The organism is Burkholderia sp. AU30198 (assembly GCF_020419825.1).
Lineage (GTDB): Bacteria > Pseudomonadota > Gammaproteobacteria > Burkholderiales > Burkholderiaceae > Burkholderia.
Genome location: NZ_JAIZSA010000007.1, coordinates 129,464 through 147,074 on the forward strand (window position 1 = coordinate 129,464; position 17,611 = coordinate 147,074).

The 17,611-nt window shown below is 64.1% G+C and carries 17 protein-coding genes; 11 read left to right on the top strand and 6 right to left on the bottom strand.

Going from position 1 to position 17,611, the window contains the following annotated elements; translation table 11 throughout:
- The first annotated feature begins 102 nt into the window (after positions 1 to 102).
- The 10 genes from LGN19_RS17225 to LGN19_RS17270 all read left to right on the top strand — a co-directional run bounded on the left by LGN19_RS17225 (position 103) and on the right by LGN19_RS17270 (position 10,739).
- A complete protein-coding gene (locus LGN19_RS17225) occupies positions 103 to 1,551 on the top strand; it encodes a catalase (RefSeq protein ID WP_226216203.1) in 1,449 nt (482 codons plus the stop codon).
- 162 nt (positions 1,552 to 1,713) lie between these two features.
- Positions 1,714 to 2,661 (top strand): alpha/beta hydrolase, encoded by a 948-nt coding sequence (locus tag LGN19_RS17230; protein WP_226216204.1) that lies wholly within the window; start codon positions 1,714 to 1,716, stop codon positions 2,659 to 2,661.
- 57 nt (positions 2,662 to 2,718) lie between these two features.
- The gene (locus tag LGN19_RS17235) at positions 2,719 to 4,161 is read left to right on the top strand and encodes a PucR family transcriptional regulator (RefSeq protein ID WP_226216206.1); all 1,443 of its coding nucleotides are present in this window, start codon (positions 2,719 to 2,721) and stop codon (positions 4,159 to 4,161) included.
- 91 nt (positions 4,162 to 4,252) lie between these two features.
- Positions 4,253 to 4,717, top strand: coding sequence for a two pore domain potassium channel family protein (locus LGN19_RS17240; RefSeq protein WP_174956610.1), 465 nt, complete (start codon positions 4,253 to 4,255; stop codon positions 4,715 to 4,717).
- Between the two features lie 365 nt (positions 4,718 to 5,082).
- Complete coding sequence (locus LGN19_RS17245) at positions 5,083 to 5,487, top strand: DUF3331 domain-containing protein (RefSeq protein ID WP_226216207.1); 405 nt, start codon at positions 5,083 to 5,085, stop codon at positions 5,485 to 5,487.
- A 106-nt stretch (positions 5,488 to 5,593) separates the two neighbouring features.
- A complete protein-coding gene (locus LGN19_RS17250; protein WP_122948456.1) occupies positions 5,594 to 6,397 on the top strand; it encodes an enoyl-CoA hydratase/isomerase family protein in 804 nt (267 codons plus the stop codon).
- A 78-nt stretch (positions 6,398 to 6,475) separates the two neighbouring features.
- Entirely contained in the window at positions 6,476 to 7,708 is a 1,233-nt protein-coding gene (locus LGN19_RS17255) for a CaiB/BaiF CoA transferase family protein (protein WP_122948455.1), read from the top strand.
- A gap of 81 nt (positions 7,709 to 7,789) precedes the next feature.
- Positions 7,790 to 8,545, top strand: a complete 756-nt coding sequence (locus tag LGN19_RS17260; protein WP_122948454.1) for an acetoacetate decarboxylase — start codon at positions 7,790 to 7,792, stop codon at positions 8,543 to 8,545.
- Positions 8,546 to 8,569: 24 nt separating this feature from the next.
- The gene (locus tag LGN19_RS17265; RefSeq protein ID WP_226216209.1) at positions 8,570 to 9,775 is read left to right on the top strand and encodes an acyl-CoA dehydrogenase family protein; all 1,206 of its coding nucleotides are present in this window, start codon (positions 8,570 to 8,572) and stop codon (positions 9,773 to 9,775) included.
- Positions 9,776 to 9,803: 28 nt separating this feature from the next.
- Positions 9,804 to 10,739, top strand: coding sequence for a 3-hydroxyacyl-CoA dehydrogenase NAD-binding domain-containing protein (locus tag LGN19_RS17270; protein WP_174956607.1), 936 nt, complete (start codon positions 9,804 to 9,806; stop codon positions 10,737 to 10,739).
- 183 nt (positions 10,740 to 10,922) lie between these two features.
- Here LGN19_RS17270 and LGN19_RS17275 read toward each other — a convergent pair whose 3' ends face one another.
- The 6 genes from LGN19_RS17275 to LGN19_RS39800 all read right to left on the bottom strand — a co-directional run bounded on the left by LGN19_RS17275 (position 10,923) and on the right by LGN19_RS39800 (position 16,344).
- Positions 10,923 to 11,852, bottom strand: a complete 930-nt coding sequence (locus LGN19_RS17275; RefSeq protein WP_122948451.1) for a transporter — start codon at positions 11,850 to 11,852, stop codon at positions 10,923 to 10,925.
- 113 nt (positions 11,853 to 11,965) lie between these two features.
- Positions 11,966 to 12,784 (bottom strand): polysaccharide deacetylase family protein, encoded by an 819-nt coding sequence (locus LGN19_RS17280; protein ID WP_226216458.1) that lies wholly within the window; start codon positions 12,782 to 12,784, stop codon positions 11,966 to 11,968.
- Positions 12,785 to 12,856: 72 nt separating this feature from the next.
- A complete protein-coding gene (locus LGN19_RS17285; protein ID WP_226216211.1) occupies positions 12,857 to 13,735 on the bottom strand; it encodes a fumarylacetoacetate hydrolase family protein in 879 nt (292 codons plus the stop codon).
- A gap of 85 nt (positions 13,736 to 13,820) precedes the next feature.
- Positions 13,821 to 14,765, bottom strand: coding sequence for a PDR/VanB family oxidoreductase (locus LGN19_RS17290; protein WP_226216213.1), 945 nt, complete (start codon positions 14,763 to 14,765; stop codon positions 13,821 to 13,823).
- Positions 14,766 to 14,802: 37 nt separating this feature from the next.
- Complete coding sequence (locus LGN19_RS17295) at positions 14,803 to 15,036, bottom strand: ferredoxin (RefSeq protein ID WP_226216215.1); 234 nt, start codon at positions 15,034 to 15,036, stop codon at positions 14,803 to 14,805.
- Positions 15,037 to 15,042: 6 nt separating this feature from the next.
- On the bottom strand, positions 15,043 to 16,344 hold the full coding sequence (locus tag LGN19_RS39800; protein WP_226216217.1) for a cytochrome P450: 1,302 nt from the start codon (positions 16,342 to 16,344) through the stop codon (positions 15,043 to 15,045).
- Between the two features lie 217 nt (positions 16,345 to 16,561).
- On the opposite strand from LGN19_RS39800, the gene LGN19_RS17305 reads away from it, so the two are divergent.
- Positions 16,562 to 17,497, top strand: coding sequence for an AraC family transcriptional regulator (locus LGN19_RS17305; RefSeq protein WP_226216219.1), 936 nt, complete (start codon positions 16,562 to 16,564; stop codon positions 17,495 to 17,497).
- The last annotated feature ends 114 nt before the right edge of the window (positions 17,498 to 17,611 follow it).

A 17,611-nucleotide genomic window follows, 5' to 3' on the forward strand; every position in this document is an offset into this window, starting at 1 on the left:
AGAGCGAATCGACGTTGCTCGTCCGGAGCGGCGACGTTCGACACCCAGCCGCTGAACAGCGTTCGCGCCGTTCGGCTTCATCCCCCAGGAAGGAGTTCATTGATGAGTAAGCTCACCACCGCCGCCGGCGCACCCGTTGCCGACAACCAGGACGTGCAGACCGCCGGCCCTCGCGGCCCCATGCTGCTGCGGGACCTGTGGCACATGGAGAAACTGGCGCACTTCCATCGTGAAGTCATCCCGGAACGCCGCATGCACGCGAAAGGCTCGGGTGCGTTCGGGATCTTTACCGTGACCGGCGACATCACGCAGTACACCCGCGCCAAGGTGTTTTCGCAGATCGGCAAGAAGACCGACCTGTTCGCCCGCTTCTCGACCGTGGCCGGCGAGCGCGGCGCGGCCGACGCCGAGCGCGACATCCGCGGCTTCGCGGTGAAGATGTACACCGAGGAAGGCAACTGGGACCTGGTGGGCAACAACACGCCCGTGTTCTTCTTCCGCGACCCGCTCAAGTTCCCCGACCTGAACCACGCCGTCAAGCGCGATCCGTACACCAACCTGCGCAGCGCCGAGAACAACTGGGATTTCTGGACGGGGCTTCCGGAAGCCCTGCACCAGATCACCATCGTCATGAGCGATCGCGGCATTCCGCGCGGCTACCGTCACATGCACGGCTTCGGTTCGCACACGTACAGCCTCATCAATGCCGCAGGCGCGCGTCATTACGTGAAGTTCCACTGGATCTGCCAGCAGGGCATCGAGAACCTGAGTGACGACGAGGCGGCGGCCGTCGTGGCGAAGGATCGCGAAAGCAGCCAGCGCGACCTGCTCGAAGCCATCGATCGCGGCGACTTCCCGAAGTGGACGCTGTGCGTGCAGATCATGACCGAAGCACAGGCGCAGACCTACCGTTTCCACCCGTTCGACCTGACCAAGGTGTGGAGCAAGAAGGACTTCCCGCTGATCGAGGTCGGCGTGATGGAGCTCAACCGCAACCCCGACAACTATTTCGCCGATGTCGAACAGGCGTCGTTCGCGCCGTCCAACCTCGTGCCCGGCATCGGCCCGTCGCCGGATCGCATGCTGCAGTCGCGCCTGTTCGCGTATGCCGACGCGGCGCGCTACCGCCTGGGCGTGAACCATCACCAGATCCCCGTCAATGCACCGAAGTGCCCGTATCACGCGTTCCATCGCGACGGCGCGATGCGCGTGGACGGCAACTACGGCCGCACCATCGGCTACGAGCCCAACACCCGCAATGAATGGCAGGAGCAACCGGCGTTCGCCGAGCCCGTCGAAAAGCTCTACGGCGATGCCAATCACTGGAATTTCCGTGAAGACGATGACGACTACTTCACGCAGCCGGGCGATCTCTTCCGCTTGATGACGACTGAAAAGCAGCAGCTGCTGTTCGCGAATACGGCGCGCAACATCCACGGCGTATCGCAACCCATCATCGACAAGCACATCGAGCACTGCACCCAGGCCGATCCTGCGTACGGTGCCGGCGTCAAGGCCGCACTGGACGCGCTGAAGGCCGGCAAGCTGTAAATCCTCCGCGCTCGCCCCCGTGCGGCTCGCGTCCACGGGGGCGCACTCGATGGTGCGTGGCCACGATCGATCGAGCTGGCGGATCCCGCCAATCCGGCAAGGGTTCGCGCGATACCGCACCGGCAACGATGCCGACGTGTTTTACTCAAGGGAGCAATGGCGATGTTTGAAGCAATCAAAAAACGAACCGGTATTTCAAGAATCTTTTGCGGCTCCGTGCTGCTGGCCGGCTTGCTGGCCTCGACCGCGGCCTGTTCCGACCAGTCCGGCGCGCCGGCGGCGACCACCGCGCCCTCCACCGCTGCCGTGTCGGCCACGACCGCCAGTCAGCCGGCCGCTCATCCGCGGACGATCGTGTTCATCCACGGCATGTTCATGACGCCCAAGGCATGGGACAACTGGCAGGCCTATTTCCAGAAGCTCGGTTATCACACCATCGCGCCCGCATGGCCGCTGCATGACGGCACGCTCGAGCAGCAACGCTCGCCGGAGGCCCAGGCGGCACTGGGCAAGCTGACGCTGGACGAAGTGATCGAGCGCTATCGCCAGGTGCTGCGCCAGCTCCCGGAAAAGCCGATCGTGATCGGGCATTCGATGGGTGGACTGGTCGCGCAGAAGCTGTTGTCGGAGGGATTGGCCGCCAAGGCCGTGGCCATCGATTCGGCGCCGGCGTCGGGCCTGATCGTGGCGAAATGGTCGTTCATCAAGAGCAACTGGCCCGTGATCAGCCCGTTCGCGAATGTCGATGAGCCCTTTGCGCCGACGTTCGACGATTTCCGCTATGCGTTTGCCAATTGCGTGCCGGAAGCCGAAGCGCAGCAGCTTTACCGTGACTATGCGGTGCCCGAGTCGCGCCGGGTCGGGCGCGGTACCAGCAGCAAGGTGGCGGAGATCGATTTCACGAAGCCGCACGGGCCGCTGCTGATGATTGGCGGCGAAGACGATCACATCATCCCTGCCGCGCTCAACCTCAAGAACTTCCAGAAATACAGCGACGCTTCGTCGGTCGCGGATTTCCATCAGTTCGACGGGCAATGTCATGTGCTGATCGTGGATCAGAACTGGAAGGATGTGGCCAGCTACGTCAACGGCTGGCTGGACAAGCGCTGAATGGAATGAGCTTCGGCGCGCGTCGCGCAACGGTGCCGGCACGGCTACGACGGTAGCGTGAACCGGCCGTTGCGCGGCGTTGCCGCAGGGTCCCGCAAGGGGCACATGGGCGGCGAACCGCAGCGACGCAAGCGGCAATCCTCTGTACCGCCAAGCTTTGTTCAATCCGTTCAACAGCACGACCGCTCGCGGACGTACCATTCAGGCTTCCCGGCGCACCGTCCGATCGTGCAAGGCATTCGTCAGGAGCGAATTCGTATGACCACCGCCATCCCCGAGATCTCGCCGGCCCTGCGCCAGTGGACCGCCAGCGTCGCCGCGAACAACGCCGTCTTCGTCGATCGCGTGTACAAGGCGCTGATGGTCGTCAAGCCCTACGCGGATCTCGATTCGACCACGCGGCTCGATATTCGTCATTCGATCACCCTGTCGTCGACGCTGTGGCTCGAAAGTCTCGTATCGGGCCGGATGCCGTCGGAGGACGCTCTCGAGGGTTTCCGCGAATACGGGCGCCGGCGCGTCTACCAGGGCGTTCCGCTGGAAGCGCTGCTCCGCGCGTTCCGACTCGGGTCGCGCGAATTGTGGTGCTTCTATATCGGGCTCGCCGATGACAACGACAGCCTGCGCGACGAACTCCTGTTCCGCGTTTCTCCCTATCTGATGGAATTCTTCGACATCATGTCGCAGGAAGTGGCGCAGACCTATCTGGAGGAGCAGTACAAGCAGGCGCGCTGGCGCGATTCGCTGCGCTACCAGTTGCACGGCATCATCTTCAACTTCCCCGAAGACACCGACGAATTCAACAAGACGGCGGCGGCGCTGCGTCTTGATGTGTCGGTGCCGCGCGTGGCGCTGGCCGTCGACATCGCGTCGATCGACAGCAATTCGATCACCTTCAAGAGCGAGATCGACCACATCGTCGCGGCGGCGGCCCGGCACCTGAAACTGTCCGCCGACGACATTTTCGCCATCTGGTTTCGCGGGCATTTGCTCATGTGGATACCCGTCCGGCCTGGCGACGCGGCGGGAACGAACGACGCGCAGATGGTGAAGCAGATCGCGTCGATCGCGGATACGCTGCCTGAAGTCACCGCGATCGGCGTCGGCCTGCCGGGCGAAGGCGCATCGGGCTGGGCCCAGTCCGCCAACGAGGCGAGCCGGGCGCTCGGGTTCGGCCGCCACCACCTCGACGACGGACGCGTCCGCCTGTATGCCGAAATCGCCGTCGAGGAAAGCCTCCGCGGCACGCAGCGTGCGCTGAGCTACCTGACGTCCCTGATCGAACGACTGGCCATCGAACCGGAATTGCTCGAGACGCTCCAGACCTACTTCGCGCAGTTCCAGCGACTCAAGGCGACTGCGAGCGTCCTGGGCATCCACCCCAACACGCTCAACTACCGCCTGGAGCGCATCGAGAACATGCTCGGCGCGCGCCTGGACGATGCCGGCTGGATCTCGAAGCTCGACATCGCGCTCAAGCTGCGCAGCGCGCGCACATGACGGCAACCGGCGATCAGGCTGCGGTACCCACGCTGCCCGATGCCTGACCCGGTTCCATTTTCCTTCCCATTCCTGAACAAACCCATTCATCATGGAAAGCTGGACGATCGGTGCGCTTCTCAGCATGATCAACATCCTGATTCACGCGGCGGCGATGGTCCTCCTGGCCGTCGGCGCGCGTCGAATACGCCGCGCACTCGACATGCAGCACAACACCATTCACGTGCAACTGCGCAAGCTGGTAGGCATCGTCACCTTCATCTGCATCACGCTCGGCACGCTGCATACGCTCGAAGCGGCTCTGTGGGCCGTCGTCCTGGTTCATCTGAAGGCGCTCGGCTCGTTCAGCGATGCACTGTTCTTCTCGCTCGACACGATGGCCACACGCGGCGCATCCGGCCTTTCGCTGACCCCGAACTGGCGCATGCTCGGCGCGATCGAGTCATCCGACGGCGTGCTGCTGTTCGGCATGTCCACCGCCTTCCTGTTCGCGGTCATTCAGGCCGACTTCGCGGCGATCGCCCACTCGCTGCATCGCCCCACGTCCTCCCGATAGCGGATCGACGTCTGATACCGCGCGGCATGCCGGTATCGGACGACTGACGCTCACCGCGTGCCGCATGGATTGTGCGTGACCCCATGCCGCAGATGGCCTGCGTGTTCGCGTCCCGCGCGCCATCTCGTACCCTCTTGCACCCTCTCGCGATCCGGGTATTCCCGCGCCCGTCGCGTGATCGCGCCCCCTCCCCACGCCTCACCCGTCTCCCGGGACTGCCCCCGCGCGTCGAGCGCATTCGCGTTTGGAAAAAAAGCTAATGCCTTTGTGGGAACCCACATAGACGCAGGATCGGCGCCGCCTTAGGATTGTTTCAAATCAGTACCACTTACTTGAATGAAGTGAAGGTAAGAGGAGTCACATGGATGGAGCGTGGCAGTCCGGATCGTTCGATATGGTCGCACCTGGTAGACATGCTCGACAGCGGGCATCGGCGCGCGTCCCCGGTCGCTGCGCGCGGCCGCGATGATGGGCAAAGGACGCCCGCAGGCGCAGGTTCGTCGGTCGCCACGGTCAGGGTCCTCGGGCGTCAAAGCGAATCGACCATCTGCGTGTCATGGCTCGACCCGACCGCCTGCCACTACGGCGATCAGATCTGGAAGATCGGCATCGCTCGCCGCGCAGGCGTCTGCGCGCTGTCGCATGGCGCGATATACGCCGGCGACCTCGTCTATCGGCCGAGCCGGATCCGCTTGCAATCGAAGCCCGTCAACCTGAATTTCATGATCCTCGCCGCCGCCGTCGAGGACACCCGGATGCCCGACGCCTGACGCCTGCCTCTCGCGCTGCAACACACCACCACGCCGCTTCGTTCCCGCCATCCGGACGCCCCTGGTCCCGGATCAGCAAGCGCCCTTCTTCGGAGAAACCGACCGCATGTCCAACAGCTTGTCATCCCCCCGCTTCGATACCCTGCTCTATGAAAAGCGGGCCGCGATCGCCTACGTGACGCTGAACCGCCCCGACGTGATGAACGCGCTGAACCAGCAGGCGATCGACGAACTGCATGCGGCATTCGACGATGCGCGCAACGATCCATCGATTCGCGGCGTCATCCTCACCGGCGCAGGCCAGCGCGCGTTCATTGCCGGTGCGGATATCGGCGAACTGGCCACGGCGACGCCGATCGACGCGGAGCGGCGCACGCGCGCCGGCCAGGCACTGCTCGACTTCATCGAGCATCTCGGCAAACCCGTGATCGCTGCCGTCAACGGCCTCGCCCTCGGCGGCGGATGCGAGACCGCGCTCGCGTGCACGATCCGGCTCGCGAGCCCCGCCGCGAAGTTCGGCCAGCCTGAAGTCAGGCTCGGGCTCATCCCCGGTTTCGGTGGCACGCAACGACTGCCCCGTCTCGTCGGCAAGGGTATCGCGCTGCAACTCATCCTGACCGGCGAAATGGTGTCGGCGCAAGAAGCGCACCGGATCGGGCTGGTCAATGAAATCGTCGAAGCCGACCGGCTGATCGCCCGCGCGGAAGCGATTCTGGCGCAGATCGCCGCCAATGGGCCGCTGGCCGTCGCCTATGCGCTGGACGCCGTCCATCTCGGCCTGAACGCGGCCTTGCCGGAAGGACTGGCACTGGAAGGAAAGCTGTTCGCGCTGTGCGCGGCGACCGACGACAAGAAGGAAGGCACCGCGGCCTTTCTCGAGAAGCGCGCGCCGGTATTCCACGGGCGCTGATGCACGACGACATCGTGCCTCCGGGGCCGCTCCCCTCGACGCCACGCCCTCTCTCAACCTCGAATTCGAAACACTTCCATGACTGACGGACAACACGTTTTCTCGGGCCTCAAGGTGCTCGACCTCGCGAGCTACATTGCCGGCCCTGCCGCCACGACGATCCTCGCCGACTTCGGCGCGGACGTCATCAAGATCGAACCACCGGGCACCGGTGACGTCTATCGCTTCTTTTCGAGCATTCCGCCGAACCCGGTTGCTGCGACGAACTATGCGTGGCAACTGACGAACCGCAACAAGCGCAGCATCGCGCTCGACCTCAAATCGGGCGACGCGCGGCCCGTGCTGGCACGCCTCGTTCAATGGGCCGACGTCGTGGTCGTCAATTTCCCGCCGCGAGTGCGGGCCAGCCTGGGCGTGACCTATGACGATCTCGCGCCACTGAATCCCCGGCTGATCTACGCCGACATTACCGGTTACGGATCCGACGGCCCCGATGCCGACACGCCGGGATTCGATGTCACCGCCTATTGGGCGCGCTCCGGCCTCATGGAAGTCACGCACGATGCGGGCAGCCCGCCGACCCTCCCCATTCCGGGAATCGGCGACCACGCCACCGCGACGACCCTGTACGCCGCGATCGTCACCGCGCTCTACGAGCGCACCCGAACCGGCAAGGGCAGCCACGTGACGACGTCGCTGATCGCCAACGGCATCTGGGCGGCGGCGGCCTGGGTCGAAGGCGGCCTCAACGGCGGCCGGTTCTTTCCGCAGCACGACCGCAAGAATCCGCCGAATGCGCTGCTCAACCCGTATCGGACGAGCGACGGCCGCTGGATCCTGCTGGTCGCGGCACAACGCAAGGAGTGGCCGGGTTTCGTCCGTGCGACCGGCTTGCCTGCGCTGCTGGACGATCCGCGCTTTGCCGACGAGCGACTGCGCGTCGAGCACGCGGCCGCGCTGGTCGAGATACTCGATCCGCTGTTTGCGAGCCAGCCGCTGTCCTTCTGGAAGCAGACGCTCGCGGCCGAGCGCGTGATTTTCGGTGTCGTGCAGATCGCCGACGAAATCATTCACGATCCCCAGCTCGAGATCAACGAAATCGTCGTGCCGCTCGACATCCCCGGCAAACCGGCCACGCGAACGGTCAGCAATCCGATTCAAATCAAGGGGCGCAAGAAGGTGGCGCCCGGCGCGGCACCGCAACTCGGCGAGCACGGCGCCGAAATCCTGGCGGAGATCGGCTTTGACGATGCCGATATCGCTCGCCTTCACGATTCGGGCGCGGTTGCCCGCTTCGACGACGCGAACTGACACACGCCCGCCCCGTCGCCCGCCCCTCTTCCGACCCAACACACCGGCTGGCGCATGCCAGCCGCCCATTCGGAGCATTTCATGACTGAAGCTGAAATCCGTGCCAGCGCGTACGCGATGCCGTTCGGCAGCCCGGCCTATCCCAAGCCACCGTTCCGGTTCGTGGATCGCGAATTCATCATCGTGACCTATCGCACCGATCCGGAAGCGCTTGCGCGCATCGTCCCTGAGCCGCTGCGGCCGACCGAGCCGCTCGTCAAGTACGAGTTCATCAAGATGCCCGACTCGAGCGGGCTCGGTTCGTACACCGAATCGGGCCAGGTCGTCCCCGTCTCGTTCAACGGCGCGCCCGGCGGCTTCACGCATGCCATGTACCTCGACAGCGAAGCGGGCATCGCGTCCGGCCGGGAACTGCTCGGCTTTCCCAAGGTGCTCGCGCAACCGAAGCTCGAAGTGCGAAACGACGCGCTGGTCGGCACGCTCGACTACAACGGCGTGCGCGTCGCCACCGCCACCATGGCCTACAAGTACGAGCCGCTGGATCTCGCCGCCGTCCGCAAGACGCTCGAAGCGCCCGGCTTCCTGCTGAAGATCCTGCCGCACGTCGACGGAACGGCCCGCGTCTGCGAACTGGTCCGGTACTACGTGACCGACATCACGGTGAAAGGCGCATGGACCGGCCCGGCCTCGCTGGAACTGCATCCGCACTGCTTCGCGCCGGTCGCCAGGCTGCCGGTGCTCGAAGTCGTTTCCGCCGTCCATCTCCTGACCGATCTGACGATCGCCGGCGCGGAAGTCGTTCACGACTATCTGCATGCGCCGTCGAACGCCTCCTGAATTCCGCCTCACAAGGACATCATCATGACAGCCAGCGCGAAGCCGAATCACCCGCTTCCAGCCCCCGACAGCGACTTTTACCTGATCCGTGAATTCCTGAGCGAGTCCGATCTCGCCCTGATGAAACGGGTACGTGCGTTCATGGAGAGCCGCGTCGCACCGATCATCAACACCTACTGGGCCGACGACGCGTTCCCGTTCGAGCTGATCCCCGAGATCCGGGACCTGAATATCGCCGGCATCGGATTCGAAGGCTACGGTTGCCCCGGCGGCAGCACGCTGCTCGACGGCTTCATCGCGATGGAGCTGGCGCGCGTCGACTCGTCCATTTCGACCTTCTACGGCGTCCATAGCGGGCTGGCGATGGGATCGATCTATCTCGGCGGGTCGGAAGAGCAGAAGCAGAAATGGCTGCCGCCGATGGCACGCCTGGAGAAGATCGGCTGCTTCGGCCTGACGGAGCCGCTGGTCGGGTCGGGTTCCGGCGGTGGCCTGCTGACCACCGCCAAGCGGGAAGGCGATACGTGGGTGCTCAACGGCCAGAAGCGCTGGATCGGGAATTCGCCCTGGTGCGACCTGTCGATCATCTGGGCGCGCGACGTCGACGACAACCAGGTCAAGGGCTTCATCGTCGAGAACAAGACCACGCCGGGCTTTTCCGTCGAAAAGATCGAGAACAAGATCGCGCTGCGGGTCGTGCAGAACGGCGTGATCACCCTCGACAACTGCCGCGTGCCAGAAGAAAACCGGCTCCAGGGCGACATGTCGTTCCGCGACACGGCGCGCGTGCTGCGCCTGACCCGCCAATACGTCGCATGGGAGGCCGTCGGCTGCAGCATGGGCGCCTACGAGCATGCACTGCGCTACGCGCAGACCCGCGAACAGTTCGGCAGGCCGATCGCATCGTTCCAGATGATTCAGGACCACCTCGCGAAGATGCTCGGCAACATCACCGCGTCGCAATGCATGGTGGTCCGGCTCGCCGAACTGCAGGACCAGGGCAAGCTGCTGGATCAGCAATCGTCGCTGGCCAAGGCGTTCTGCACGAGCCGCATGCGCGAGACCGTCGCCTGGGCACGCGAAATCTTCGGCGGCAACGGCATCGTGCTCGACTACAACGTCGCACGCTTCTTTTCCGACGCGGAAGCCCTCTATTCGTACGAAGGCACGCGCGAAATGAACCATCTGATCGTCGGCAAGGCGATCACCGGTTTCAGCGCGTTCGTCTGACCTCACTCCATTCGAAGGATCGCAAGCCATGAGCAAGGCAATCAACCGTGTCGCCATCATCGGCACCGGCGTCATCGGCGCAAGCTGGGCGGCGCTGTTTCTCGCCAGAGGCCTGGACGTCGTCGCGACCGACATCGCGCCGGACGCCGGCGCAAAGCTCGACGCATTCATCGACGCGGCATGGCCCGCACTCGAAGCCATGGGCCTCGCACCGGGCGCTTCGCGCGCGCGGCTGCAGTTCACGACCGACCTCGACGCAGCGGTGACCAGCGCCGACTTCGTCCAGGAGAACGGCCCCGAGCGGATCGACTTCAAGCAGGATCTATACAAGCATCTCGACGCGATTCTCGCGCCGGACACGATCATCGCGTCGAGTTCGTCCGGCCTGACCATGAGCGACATCCAGTCGGCGTGCGAGCGCCACCCCGAACGGTGCGTGATCGGCCACCCGTTCAATCCGCCGCATCTCATTCCGCTCGTCGAGATCGTCGGCGGCAACCGGACATCGGAGGCAACGATCGAACGCGCGACGGCGTTCTATACGCGCCTCGGGAAAAAGACCATCCGGCTCAACAAGGAAGTGCCCGGCCATGTCGCCAACCGCCTGCAGGCGGCCCTCTGGCGCGAGATCGTCCATCTGGTCGCGGAAGACGTCGTGAGCGTCAAGGATGCCGATACGGCCGTGTGCTGGGGGCCGGGCCTGCGCTGGGGCGTGATGGGTCCGAACCTGCTGTTTCATCTCGGTGGCGGACAAGGCGGCATCGAGCATTTCTTCGATCAGTTCACCGGCCCGATGACCGCGTGGTGGAAGGTGCTGGGGTCGCCGCAAATCACGCCGGAGGTCCGGCGGAAAATGATCGACGGCATTCAGGACGAGGTGGACGGTCGCTCGATCGACCAGTTGGCCGCTCGCCGTGACGAGGTGCTGCTCGGCCTGCTGTCCCTTCGGGCGGAAGAGCGGTAACGCATGCGTCGGCCGCCGCGTGCATCGCGGCGGCCGAGCCGATCGGTCACCGGCCGAACGGCCGCCGGCGCCGCCCGGAACGGAAGGCCGGAAGTTCCGAACGGCCCACCTAAACGGCGCCCGCTCGGCCAGGTTTCGCGGCGGAAGCCCGTGCATGCCGACGCGCGGCCGCCCCCTCCCCGGTCAGTTGAATGCCTTGTTGAAAAACAGATAGGCCGCGTTGGGCGCGAGCGAATTTCGCGTGAACACGGAGAACTGTGCCTTGAACTTGACGCTGCACTTGCACTCGGGAATGTTGTACGCGACGACGGGCCCGACAGCCGCACTGGCAAACCGGTTTCCACCCGGGACAGGCTGCCCGCTCTCCCTGTCGTCGGTAAACTGCCGCGCGTAATAGCCCGCCACGCCGGCCTGCCATCTGCCGATCACTTCACTGATCGCCACATCGACGTCTGCCACCACGCCGTTCGTGTAGTTTTTCGCAGTGTTCTTGCCGGCCACATCCAGGAAAAAGTGCACGCTGAACTCGGTGCCGTCGCCCAGGAAATTGGGCCCGGTCAGATAGGTGAGCGCCGCGTTCGGAATGTAGTAGTACGTGTTCTGTCCGGTCGTATACAGATCGGTGGTGTTGTATTTCCCGGTCGGGATCACCATCGAATAGCCCAGCTTCACGGTCAACCCTCGCGGCATGCCTCCCTCAAACGATCCGAGGTGCTTGCTCCACGTCAGCACGTCGGTATAGATGTCGTTGATGCCCTTGAAATTCTCACGCCTGCCATTGATGGTGATGTTGCCCCACCCGTACCCGGTCGCAACGGAACTGCCCAGCGTTCCGCCGAACAGCTTGAACGGATAGACGTACAGCAAGCCGAACTCGGCAATCCCGCCCGGCATCCTGACCGACATCGCGGAACTCTTCCCCGCGTTGTCGTAAAACTGATCGCCATACGCGCCGACGCCAATGAACGATCCATACAGCCCTGGCGCCGGCGGGAGATAGGCGTTCTGGATGTCGGTACCGCCGACCGGACCGCCGTAGGTCACCCCTTGCGCCCCCATCGCACCACGCGAGAGTGCCCAGAGAAAGAGTCCGAGAAAGATGAATTGCCTCATGGTTTGTCTCCTTTTTTCGTGTTTTCTATTTTTTGAAATGCGTCCGTCATGGCCATGCCTGACGCGCACCGTGTGGGGCGTGAGCCGATCGGCGTGCGACGGCGCCCCCCGCATCAGTGGATGCCCGTGCTGGCGCGCAGCGTCGTCGATGCCGCGTCTTTCGCCAGGCAGAAGCGGGATGCGCCGAACTCACCCGCAAGACGCCGCATGAAGTCCTCGAACCCGAACCACGCCCGGTTGCCCGATGTGAACGGATGAACGACCAGCACCCAAGGTTCGTCCGGGCGCGTGCGCTCATGCGCAACGGCCAGCCGGTGGAGCTTGTCGTAGGCAGCCGCCGCATCGAGTGCGCCAAAGATTCCGCCGAACCGCGGATGGATCACGGCGCCATCGATCAGCGCCGGATCGGTGGGCAGCACATCGAGCCGGCTTGCGACCGTTGCCTTCGCATCCTCGCCATGTACTCCCGCGCCGGAACCCGGCAGGAACCGGGAGACATACCGGATGCCGTGAGCCGCCAGGACGTCGTCCGTCCACGGATTGATGGCGAGCCCCGGGGGCCGAAAGCCTGTCGGCGCCTCCCCGGTGACGGCGTGAATGCGCTTCACGGCCAGTCCGACCAGGCGATCCTCTTCTTCGCGCGACGCAATGCCCGACCAGATCTCGTGTTTCCAGCCATGCACGGCGAGTTCATGGCCGGCGGCATGCCAGCGCCTCATCTCGTCCGGATGCAAGACGGCCGCGTACCCTTCCGCAAAGTACGTGCAACGGATGTGCAGATCGTCCAGCAGCTTGAGGATGCGTGGATGGCCCAGTTCCAGACCGATTCTGTTGTAGGCGGCCCATTCCACCGGAGGGACATCGGCCGGGCAGTCCCACGGCAGCGAATCGCCAGCCGCATTGCCGAAATTGTCGAATGTGATACACAGCATGATCTGCAATCCTGATTTAAATGAATGATCCCGTCCTGCGCATGACTGCAATACGGCACGCGACGACGCCGATCAGGTGCGTGCAGGGCCCGCGGCGCTTACCCGGTTCTCGATTTCGCCGATACCTTCGATCTGCATGCGCACGACGTCGCCCGGTGAAAGAAACAACGGAGGCTGGCGTGCGGCACCGATGCCGGCCGGCGTGCCGGTGGCCAATACGTCACCGGGTTCCAGGGTCATGGCGCTGCTGAGCTCTTCGATCTGCTCGAAAATGTTGAAGCGCATCTCCGCCGTATTGCCGTCTTGCCGCAATTCGCCGTTTACCCATGTGCGGACCTGAAGCGCGTGCGGGTCGGGGATCTCGTCCGCCGTCACCATCCACGGGCCGAGCGGGCCGAGCGAGTCGAACGATTTCGCCAGCGTGATGGTCGGGCTGCGGCTGTGTCGTTCCCGGATACTCGCGTCGTTGCAGACCGTATATCCGGCGATGTAATGCACGGCATCCCGTGCCGACACGTTGCGGCAGCGCCGGCCGATGATCACCGCCAGTTCGACCTCGTAGTCGAGCGTCGACATGCCTGCCGGCACGATGAGGTCGTCAAACGGCCCGGTGATGCACGAGACCTGCTTGTTGAACCAGATCTGGTGCTCCCCCACACTCACGTTCAAATGTGCGATTTCGCGGAGGTGCGACGCGTAGTTGCCACCGATCGCCAGGAACGTCGACGGTCGCCGTATCGGCGGCAAAAGGCGGACGGCCGACAACGGCAAGCGCACGGTCGATTCGCGTGCCAGCAGCGCGAGCATGCGCCAGGAGGTCGCCAGTCCGGGCAACCAGTCGGCAAGTTCCGCCGATAGTGCCGGCAGGCCGGCGGTCACGTCGATGATGGTGTCCGCCTCGACCACGCCAATGCGGTCGGTGCCGCCTTCGCGAAACATCGCAAGTCTCATCTTCTCTCCTGAGTGTTTTGTGGGGTGTCCCCGGCAGGGACCACAGCAATCGGCGTAATCGGGATTGGAAGCCGCGAAGGCCACCTCATAGATCCAGCGTGAGCGAGGCCGACTTCGCGCGCGACACACAGGGCAGGATGACGTCGTTCGCCGCGCGCTCCGCGTCCGAAAGCACTGCATCGCGGTGGTCCGGGATACCGTCCAATACCCGCGTCATGCACATGCCGCAGACGCCTTGCTCACAGGAAAGCGGCACATCGACGCCGGCCCGGGTCAAGGCGGCGGCAATCGAGCAATCCGCCGGTACTTCGACACGCCGGCCGCTTCGGGCCGCCCACACGTCGAAACCGCCGGTCGGCACCGGCAGATCCGATGCGGGGCGGCTCGCACCGAAACGTTCGTAATGCAGACGGTCTGACAGCGAATACCGTTCGCTCAATGCCCTGGCCTCGGCCAGCATCGCGTTCGGCCCACACAGGTAGACGTTCCGGGTGGCATCGAGGCTTTTGAAGAGCGCGTCGAGATCCAGCCGTTCACATCGCGGATCGTCCCGAAAGTGATAGCGAACCCGATCCCGGTACGCACTGCCGTCGAGCCGGTCCACGAACGCCGCCGCCGAACGGCTACGCGCGCTGTAATGCATGTCGAAATCCACGCCCAGCAGTGCCAGATGCTCCGCCATCGAGATGATCGGCGTGATGCCGATACCTCCCGCGATCAACACGACGCGTCGATGCGTCGGCGACCATGCGAAGCAATTGCCGGGGCCACGCACCTGCACGGTGTCGCCGATGCTGCACGTGTCGCACAGGTAATGTGCGCCACCCCGCGAGGTCGAATGGTGGATGGCCAGCAGATAGTGGCCTCGTGCGCCGGGAGGGTTGCACAGTGAATAGGCGCGCGTGCCTCCGGGCACTTGAACCTCTATGTGGTCGCCCGGTGCGATCTCCGGAAGCGGTATCCCGCACTCGCTCGCGAGCGTCACCGCAAAGATGTTCTCGGCGAGCCGGTAGCGATCCACGAGGCGCATCGGTCGCCACTCGGCTAGCGCGCGCGGTATGGCTGGGTCACGCATGCGATTTCCACTCGTCGTCGCCGGATTGACTGAAAAAGATGGCCTGCGTCGGGCATTCGCTGGCGGCCTGCGCGATTCGGGCGGCATAGGCGTCCACCGGTGCATCGGGCACCAGCTGCGCACGGTTCGTGTCGTAGTCGAGCACGAACACTTGAGGACACAGGCTGGCGCAGTTACCGAAGCCGCAGCACATATCGCCCTGTATCTCGATGGTGACCTGACTCATGAGCGATCACCCCGCGTTGGCACGAAGCGAAACCGCCATGCGAAGCAGCATCGGGAACGTCAGGTCCGGCACGCGTTCGAAGCGCGTTTCCGTCAGACGCATCCCGGGGAAACGCTGGAAGATCGTGCGCAGCAGAACATCGCCCTCCAGGCGGGAGAGCTGGGATCCCAGGCAGAAGTGGCCACCGCCTGCGAATGCCAGATGACGATTGTCGGGCCGGTCGATAACGAAGCGGCCGGCGTCCGGGAAGCGGGTTTCGTCACGATTGGCCGCGTGAAGCCCGAGCAACAGGCGCGTGCCTTTCTCGACGGTCGTGCCGCCGATCACGATCGCCTCCGACGCGTAGCGGTGCACGAAATGCACGGGGGCGTCATAGCGCAACGACTCTTCCCAAGCCGTGCGGGCGAGGTCGGGCTGAGCCATCAGGCGAGCCTTCTCGCTTTCATGATTCAGGAGCGCCAGCACCGTGTTGGTCATCGCCACCTTGGTCGTGTGATAGCTGGCGACCAGGAAGCCGATCAGGGTCGTGACCAGTTCGGAACGCGTCAGGCCGTTGTCCGCGCCTTCCGCCGCGATCAACGCGCCGACGAAGTCGTCCTCGGGAAGCTTGCCCTTGAGAGTGTCGAGTACATCGTCCATGTACTCGTAATAGAAGGTGGCGGACGCATCTGCTTCGGCCAGGCGCTCCGGCGTGATGTCCGACACGCTCAGTACCGCGTTCAGGCCGTGCTGCCGCGCGAACAGTTCGCCGGCATCGGAAAGCGGCACGTGCAGCAGCCGGCAAGCGATTTCAGCCGGAACCGGATCCGCGAAGTCGGACACGAAATCGATCTCGGTCTCGCCTTCGAGCTTGTCCAGATGGTCGAGGATGACCTTTTCGACCCAGCCCCGCATGTTCGCAACGGTTTTCGGATTGAACGCCGGGGTAACGATACGGCGGATGCGCGTGTGATCGGGCGCATCGATGTTCGGCAGCGATTCGCGATAGAAGCGCGCCGCCGCGCCCGTGCCGATGCGCTCGGGAAACGTGCCGGGCGCCTGCTGGACGGTCGCCAGCGGGTTGCGCAGCACCTCGTCGACGTCGCTGTATCGCGTCAGGACGATGCAGCGCTCGCCGTTGATGTCGATTTCGAAATGGGGAAAGTTGCTTTGCAGCGTGCGGTAGGTCGGGTACCGGTCCGCGAGAAAAGTGGCCGACTTCAGATCGGGGGTATCGAAAGGGCGCATCTGATTATCCGGAAAGGGTAGGCAATCCGTCGTGCGTGGCCGGCTTCGGCCTGGCGTCTCCAGTGCTCGAAGCGTCTGCACATCGGTCTGGTGGGAGTATGGTTTGCCGCTCCCATCCGAAGGACTCGTTTCCTTTTGCGAGAGCACCATCACGGCCGGCCGCCGCCATCGCGGCGGATTCAGCGAATCGAGGCATCTACGGATTGCGCGCGGCAGCCCGCGGTGTTTCCCTTGTGGCGGGATGCCCGGCGCGGAAACCGGCGTCCGACGACATGCAGGGATGAATGGAGTACGGTAAATGGATCCGATAACTGCTGCGCTCGATACGTGCCGCTTCGCGGAAATCGAGGCGGGTCACGCACAATCAAGTAGCCCGTGGGCGGTACGTATGCCCGGCGACATATGGCCGGTCACGCTGTATATCTTCACCGGTGCGACGTGCAGCCTGTTCATGACGCAGTCGGGACAGCGGAATGCGCTGCACGACAAAAGCGTGTGCCTGATCCTTCGCGCACGCGAACACATCGTTCAGGACGCGCTATTCACCCGCCCCAACCAGCCCGTCGATCTGCGCAATCCCGCCAATGTCGATCGCTTCCAGACGATTGCGTTCGGCGAGTCGCCGGACAAGGGCGTGACGTCGACATTTTTCATCGGCATGGCGCCAGCAAAAGGCGTGAGCCCCTCGCTATTCGATGCGTTGCCCGACGTGTTGCTGTTGAACTTCGACGAGTTGCCGGTGTGGCTGTGTCGCGCGACTGACGCCATTCGAGACGAGCTGACGTGGCAGCGCCCGGGATTCCGGTCGGTGGCAACGCGTCAGGCCGAACTGATCGTGATCGATGTCATTCGGCACTACATCGCATCGCATACGCGTCAGTTGCCGGCGTGGATATCGCTGCCGGACCATTCCCGGGTGGCGACGGCCTTACGTGAGTTTCATCGCGACATTTCCCGGCCCTGGACACTGGAGATGCTTGCAACCGTGGCCGGGACATCGCGTTCGCGGTTGATCGCTGCAGCGCAACACGAGTTGGGCGAAGGCATCTTCAGCTATGTCACGCGCTTTCGCATGCAGGAAGCCTCGCGGCTCCTGATGGGCACCTCGCTTTCGGTCGGCAAGATCGCGTGGCAGGTGGGGTACCAGTCCGAAGCGGCATTCTCGATCGCATTCAAGCGATACAGCGGAGTACAACCCCGTCAGTTTCGCGGTGGCGCGACCCCGCCGTTCTGATAAGGTTGCCGCTTTCGGGGCCGATGAGCACCGCAAGAAGTCACGTAGCCGCAAAAAATGGTTGTCCAGTTTTCGGTTGTGATGCGATCGACGGGAAACCCATACTTTCCTCCC

Coding starts and splice junctions, on each gene's coding strand:
- LGN19_RS17225 (WP_226216203.1), top strand. CDS start 103: ATGAGTAAGCTCACCACCGCCGCCGGCGCACCCGTTGCCGACAACCAG.
- LGN19_RS17230 (WP_226216204.1), top strand. CDS start 1,714: ATGTTTGAAGCAATCAAAAAACGAACCGGTATTTCAAGAATCTTTTGC.
- LGN19_RS17240 (WP_174956610.1), top strand. CDS start 4,253: ATGGAAAGCTGGACGATCGGTGCGCTTCTCAGCATGATCAACATCCTG.
- LGN19_RS17245 (WP_226216207.1), top strand. CDS start 5,083: ATGGAGCGTGGCAGTCCGGATCGTTCGATATGGTCGCACCTGGTAGAC.
- LGN19_RS17250 (WP_122948456.1), top strand. CDS start 5,594: ATGTCCAACAGCTTGTCATCCCCCCGCTTCGATACCCTGCTCTATGAA.
- LGN19_RS17255 (WP_122948455.1), top strand. CDS start 6,476: ATGACTGACGGACAACACGTTTTCTCGGGCCTCAAGGTGCTCGACCTC.
- LGN19_RS17260 (WP_122948454.1), top strand. CDS start 7,790: ATGACTGAAGCTGAAATCCGTGCCAGCGCGTACGCGATGCCGTTCGGC.
- LGN19_RS17265 (WP_226216209.1), top strand. CDS start 8,570: ATGACAGCCAGCGCGAAGCCGAATCACCCGCTTCCAGCCCCCGACAGC.
- LGN19_RS17270 (WP_174956607.1), top strand. CDS start 9,804: ATGAGCAAGGCAATCAACCGTGTCGCCATCATCGGCACCGGCGTCATC.
- LGN19_RS17275 (WP_122948451.1), bottom strand. CDS start 11,852: ATGAGGCAATTCATCTTTCTCGGACTCTTTCTCTGGGCACTCTCGCGT.
- LGN19_RS17280 (WP_226216458.1), bottom strand. CDS start 12,784: ATGCTGTGTATCACATTCGACAATTTCGGCAATGCGGCTGGCGATTCG.
- LGN19_RS17285 (WP_226216211.1), bottom strand. CDS start 13,735: ATGAGACTTGCGATGTTTCGCGAAGGCGGCACCGACCGCATTGGCGTG.
- LGN19_RS17290 (WP_226216213.1), bottom strand. CDS start 14,765: ATGCGCCTCGTGGATCGCTACCGGCTCGCCGAGAACATCTTTGCGGTG.
- LGN19_RS17295 (WP_226216215.1), bottom strand. CDS start 15,036: ATGAGTCAGGTCACCATCGAGATACAGGGCGATATGTGCTGCGGCTTC.
- LGN19_RS17305 (WP_226216219.1), top strand. CDS start 16,562: ATGGATCCGATAACTGCTGCGCTCGATACGTGCCGCTTCGCGGAAATC.